The organism is Pseudomonas protegens (genome assembly GCF_003732485.1).
Lineage (GTDB): Bacteria > Pseudomonadota > Gammaproteobacteria > Pseudomonadales > Pseudomonadaceae > Aquipseudomonas > Aquipseudomonas protegens_B.
In genome coordinates this window covers 6,626-12,225 of sequence record NZ_MOAK01000091.1, presented here as the reverse complement: position 1 = coordinate 12,225, position 5,600 = coordinate 6,626, and the positions used below count along the sequence as shown (strand labels likewise).

Below are 5,600 nucleotides of genomic sequence, written 5' to 3'. Positions count from 1 at the left end.
CCTACGGCAGGCTGAACGATCTCTGTAGGAGCTGGCTTGCCAGCGAAGAGGCCGGTAAACCCAAAAAATTCTCCAAACAGAGACAATCAACATCAATTCGCCCCCAGAAAAATAAAAATATCTATATATTTCAATGACTTGCGTATATGGCACAGTTCTCGCTACAAGCCTCTCCACACGCAACACCCGACAACAATAACAATCCTGGAGAGACACACCATGAGTGTGATCATTGCCTTGGCAGCCCTGGCGCTGCTGATGCTGGCTGCCTACCGTGGCTACAGCGTTATCCTCTTTGCCCCCATCGCCGCCCTCGGTGCTGTCCTGCTCACCGACCCCTCCGCCGTTGCGCCCGCCTTTACCGGGGTGTTCATGGAGAAGATGGTCGGCTTCATCAAGTTGTATTTCCCGGTATTCCTGCTGGGCGCGGTGTTCGGCAAGCTGATCGAGCTGTCGGGTTTTTCCCGCTCCATCGTCGCCGCGGCCATCCGCCTGCTGGGCACCCGCCAGGCGATGCTGGTGATCGTTCTGGTCTGTGCCCTGCTGACCTACGGCGGGGTTTCGCTGTTCGTGGTGGTGTTCGCGGTCTACCCGTTCGCCGCCGAGATGTTCCGTCAGAGCAATATCCCCAAGCGCCTGATCCCGGCCACCATCGCCCTGGGTGCATTCTCCTTCACCATGGATGCGCTACCCGGCACCCCGCAGATCCAGAACATCATCCCCAGCACCTTCTTCAATACCACCGCCTGGGCCGCGCCCTGGCTGGGCGTGATCGGCACCATTTTCGTGTTCTGTGCCGGCATGCTGTTCCTCCAGCGTCAGCGCACCAAGGCGCAGAAGGCCGGTGAAGGCTACGGCACCGAACTGCGCAACGAACCGGAAACCGCCGAAGACCTGAAACTGCCCAACCCCTGGCTGGCACTGTCGCCGCTGCTGTTGGTGGGCATCATGAACCTGCTGTTCACCCACTGGATTCCCCAGTGGTACGGCAAGACCCACAGCCTCAGCCTGCCGGGCATGGCCACACCGGTGACCAGTGAAATCGCCAAGCTCACCGCCATCTGGGCGGTACAGGCCGCCTTGCTGGTGGGCATCCTGATGGTGCTGGTATTCGGTTTCTCGGCGATTCGCAGCAAGCTCGCCGAAGGCAGCAAGAGCGCGGTCAGCGGCGCCTTGCTGGCCGCCATGAACACCGCCTCGGAATACGGTTTCGGTGCGGTGATCGCCTCCCTGCCGGGCTTCCTGGTGCTGGCGGACTGGCTGAAAAGCATCCCCAACCCGCTGGTCAACGAAGCCATTACCGTGACCCTGCTGGCGGGCATCACCGGCTCGGCCTCGGGGGGCATGAGCATCGCCCTGGCGGCCATGTCCGAAAGCTTCATCAGCGCCGCCCACGCCGCCAACATTCCCCTGGAAGTGCTGCACCGGGTGGCCGCCATGGCCAGCGGCGGCATGGACACCCTGCCCCACAACGGCGCAGTGATCACCCTGTTGGCAGTCACCGGGCTGACCCACCGCGAGGCCTACAAGGACATTTTCTGCATTACCCTGATCAAGACCCTGGCGGTCTTCGTCGTCATCGCCACTTTCTACGCCACCGGCATTGTGTGAGGTATTCATGACCACTCTTTCTGGCAAGACCGCCCTGGTCACCGGGTCCACCAGCGGCATCGGCCTGGGCATCGCCCTGGTCCTGGCCAAGGCCGGGGCCAAGCTGATTCTCAACGGTTTTGGCGACGCTTCGAAGGCGATCGCCGAGGTCGGGCAATTCGGCGGCCAGGTCGGCCATCATCCGGCGGACGTCAGCGACCCTGCGCAGATCGCCGAGATGTTCGCCTACGCCGAACGTGAGTTCGGCGGCGTCGACATCCTGGTCAACAACGCCGGCATCCAGCACGTGGCGGCGGTGGAGGAATTCCCCGTGGAGCGCTGGGATTCGATCATCGCCATCAACCTGTCGTCGGTATTCCACAGCACCCGCCTGGGGCTGCCGGGAATGCGCGCCAAGGGCTGGGGGCGCATCGTCAACATCGCTTCGGTGCACGGCCAGGTGGGTTCGGTGGGCAAGGCCGCCTACGTCGCAGCCAAACACGGGGTGATCGGTTTGACCAAGGTGGTGGGCCTGGAAACTGCCACCAGCAACGTCACCTGCAATGCCATCTGCCCGGGCTGGGTGCTGACCCCGCTGGTACAGAAGCAGATCGACGACCGGGTTGCAGCGGGCACCGATCCGCAACAGGCTCAGCATGATCTGCTGGCGGAAAAGCAACCGTCCCTGGCGTTCGTCACCCCGTCGCAACTGGGGGAACTGGTGCTATTTTTATGCAGCGAAGCCGGCGCCCAGGTGCGCGGCGCGGCGTGGAACATCGATGGCGGGTGGTTGGCGCAATGACGTGCGCCTCTGGCTGACGTCTTCGCCGGCAAGCCGGCTCCTACACGGCTGTGCTGGCCCGCGTAGGAGCTGGCTTGCCAGCGAACAGCCCCCCCCAAAAAAACAACAATAAGAACACGAGGCCTTGCATGTCCGACATTCTCTGGCAACCCAGCGCCGAGCGCATCGGCAAGACGCGGATGGATGCCTTTCGCCGCTTCGTCAATCAGCGCCACGGCCTGAATCTTCACGACTACCCCACCCTGCACCAGTGGAGCATCGACCAGCGGGAACGCTTCTGGCAGGCCATCGTCGACTTCTTCGACGTCAACTTTCACCAACCGGCTGAAGCGGTGCTCCGCGAAGGCCCGCAGATGCCCAGTGCCCATTGGTTTCCAGGGGCCACGCTGAACTTCGCCGAGCACCTGCTCAAGCGCCGGGACGACGCGGTGGCGGTGGTGGCCATCAACGAGAACGGCCAGCGTGAACAACTGACCTACGCCGAACTGGCGGCCCAGGTGGCCGGTCTGCAACGCAGCCTGCGCGATGCCGGAGTCGGCCTCGGCGACCGGGTTGCCGCTTGCATGCCCAACACCTGGCAGACCCTGGTAGGCATGCTGGCCAGCACCAGCCTCGGCGCGGTGTGGTCCAGCTCCTCGCCGGACTTCGGCACCCAGGGAGTGATCGACCGCTTCGGCCAGATCGAGCCCAAGGTACTGATCACCTGCGCCGGTTATCGCTACGCCGGCAAGGACATCGACCAGACCGCCAAGGTCAACGAGATCCTTGAACGCCTGCCGTCCCTGGAGCAATTGCTCATCGTGCCTTACGCCCGTCCGCAAGCCCGGGTCGAGGACTATCGGACCCAGGCCCGAATCAGCCTCTGGGACGACTACTATCAACCCGGCGGCGAGCCCGAATTCGTTCCGGTGCCCTTCGCCCATCCGCTGTACATTCTCTACTCCAGCGGCACCACCGGGGTGCCCAAATGCATCGTCCACGGCACCGGCGGAGTATTGGTGCAGCACCTCAAGGAACACGGCCTGCACGCCGATCTCGGGCCCGGCGAGCGATTGTTCTACTACACCACCTGCGGCTGGATGATGTGGAACTGGCTGGTCTCGGCCCTGGCCACCGGCGCCAGCCTGGTGCTCTACGACGGATCGCCCTTCCATCCCGCCAACGAACACCTGATCGACCTGATCGATAGCGAAGGCATCAGCGTCTTCGGCACCAGCCCCAAATACCTGGCGGCGCTGGAAAAGGCCGGCAGCCGGCCGCGCCGGAGCCACTCGCTGGACAGCCTCAAGACCCTGCTCTGTACCGGCTCGCCGCTGTCGCCACAGAGCTATGACTACGTTTACCGCGAGATCAAAGACGACCTGTGCCTGGCCTCCATGTCCGGCGGCACCGATATCGTCGCCTGCTTTGTCGCCGGCAACCCGGTGCAAGCGGTGCGCCGCGGCGAGATGCAGGGCAAGAGCCTGGGCATGGCCATCGAAGTATGGAACGACCAGGGCCAGCCGGTGACCGGCGAGAAAGGCGAACTGGTGTGCACCCGGCACTTTCCGAGTATTCCGGTAGGCCTGTGGCACGACCCGGACCAGAGCAAGCTCAAGGCCTCGTACTTCAGCCTGTTTCCCGGGGTCTGGGCCCAGGGCGACTACGCCGAACAGCTGCCCCATGGCGGCTGGCTGATTCATGGACGCTCGGATGCGGTGCTCAACCCGGGTGGAGTGCGGATTGGCACCGCAGAAATCTACCGCCAGGTGGAGAAGCTGAAACAGGTGGTGGAAAGCCTGGCCATCGGCCAGAGCTGGGAGCATGACGTGCGGGTGGTGCTGTTCGTGCGCCTGCAGGATGGCGTGGTGCTGGATGAGCCCTTGCAGGAACGGATTCGCCAGGTGATCCGCAGCAACACCACGCCGCGCCACGTACCGGCGAAGATCCTCGCGGTGACCGACATTCCCCGGACCATCAGCGGCAAGATCGTTGAATTGGCGGTGCGCAATGTGGTGCATGGCCTGCCGGTGAAGAATACCGACGCCCTGGCCAACCCCGAGGCCCTGGAGCAGTTTCGCGACCGCGAGGAACTGCGCAACTGACCCCGCCCCTTGTAGGAGCCGGCTTGCCGGCGAAGGCGTCGTCCAGGTCGGTGCACCAGGCAAGGGCCTCTTCGCCGGCAGCCAGCTCCTACGGACCACGGCATCAGCAGGCGCCTCGCTGATAACCGTTCAGCCCCTCTAGACTGGTCATCTGCCGTAAAAGCAGGTGAAAATAACCCCACCCGAAACACCTACAATCCATCCGTTTGAATATGCACCGCATGTCCATGCGACTTTTCGAGTGAGCGAGCCTGACGCCCCGTCGCGCACGACTGCTCCACCCAGGACACCTTCGACATGAATGGCACCCACTCCGGCAGCGAAGCCGCCCACCTGATTGCCCGTCTGGACTGGTCCGCCACAACCCTCGGTGAATCCGACCACTGGCCCCAAAGCCTGCGCACCGCCGTGGACATCGTGATCCATTCGCCGATGCCGATGCTGCTGCTCTGGGGCACCGAGCTGACCCAGATCTACAACGACGGCTTCGCCCTGCTGGCGGGCAACAAGCACCCCAACGCCTTCGGCCAGCCCGCACACCTGACCTGGCCGGAGCTGATGGACTTCACCGACCCCATCTATCGCGCGGTGCTCAAGGGTCAGGTACGCAGCTTCAGTGAGCAGCGCTTCAGCCTGCAGCGCAGCAACGGCACTGAATACGACCTGTGGCTGGACCTGACTTACAGCCCGATCCGCGATGAACGCGGCGACGTCGCCGGGATCCTGGTGACCGCCATCGAGACCAACGAGCGCCGGCGCATTGCCCTCGAACTGCAGCAACGCTCCGACGACAGCCTGCGTGCCCAGCACGACACAGAAGAACGCCTGCAACTGGCGCTGGCGGCCACCGATGCGGTGGGCACCTGGGACTGGGACATTGGCGAAGACCGCTTTATCGCCGACACCCATTTTGCCCAGTTGCACAGCGTCGACCCCCTGCAATCCCGGCAACTGCCCATCAGCGAGTACCTCAAGGGCGTGCACCCGGAAGACCGCGGAATGGTGGCCCGGGGCATCAAGCACTGCATCACCCATGGCACCGAGTACGCCGAGGAATATCGCCTGCAATTGGCCGATGGCCAGGTACGCTGGGTGTTCGCCCGCGGCCGCTGCTACAAGGATCA

Annotated in this window: 4 protein-coding genes; all 4 read left to right on the top strand. The window is 63.6% G+C overall.

Translation table 11 applies throughout. The features are described 5' to 3' along the window. Nucleotides 1-219: 219 nt before the first annotated feature. Nucleotides 220-1,611 carry a GntP family permease gene (locus BLX41_RS32300; RefSeq protein WP_123728142.1) on the top strand — a complete coding sequence of 464 codons (1,392 nt, stop codon included), beginning with the start codon at nt 220-222 and terminating at the stop codon, nt 1,609-1,611. Between the two features lie 7 nt (nt 1,612-1,618). After that, nucleotides 1,619-2,392 carry a 3-hydroxybutyrate dehydrogenase gene (hbdH, locus tag BLX41_RS32295; RefSeq protein ID WP_123728141.1) on the top strand — a complete coding sequence of 258 codons (774 nt, stop codon included), beginning with the start codon at nt 1,619-1,621 and terminating at the stop codon, nt 2,390-2,392. A gap of 128 nt (nt 2,393-2,520) precedes the next feature. Continuing rightward, nucleotides 2,521-4,476 carry an acetoacetate--CoA ligase gene (locus tag BLX41_RS32290; RefSeq protein ID WP_123728140.1) on the top strand — a complete coding sequence of 652 codons (1,956 nt, stop codon included), beginning with the start codon at nt 2,521-2,523 and terminating at the stop codon, nt 4,474-4,476. 297 nt (nt 4,477-4,773) lie between these two features. After that, a partial coding sequence (locus BLX41_RS36935; RefSeq protein ID WP_259745475.1) for a PAS domain-containing protein occupies nt 4,774-5,600 on the top strand: 827 nt, incomplete at its 3' end.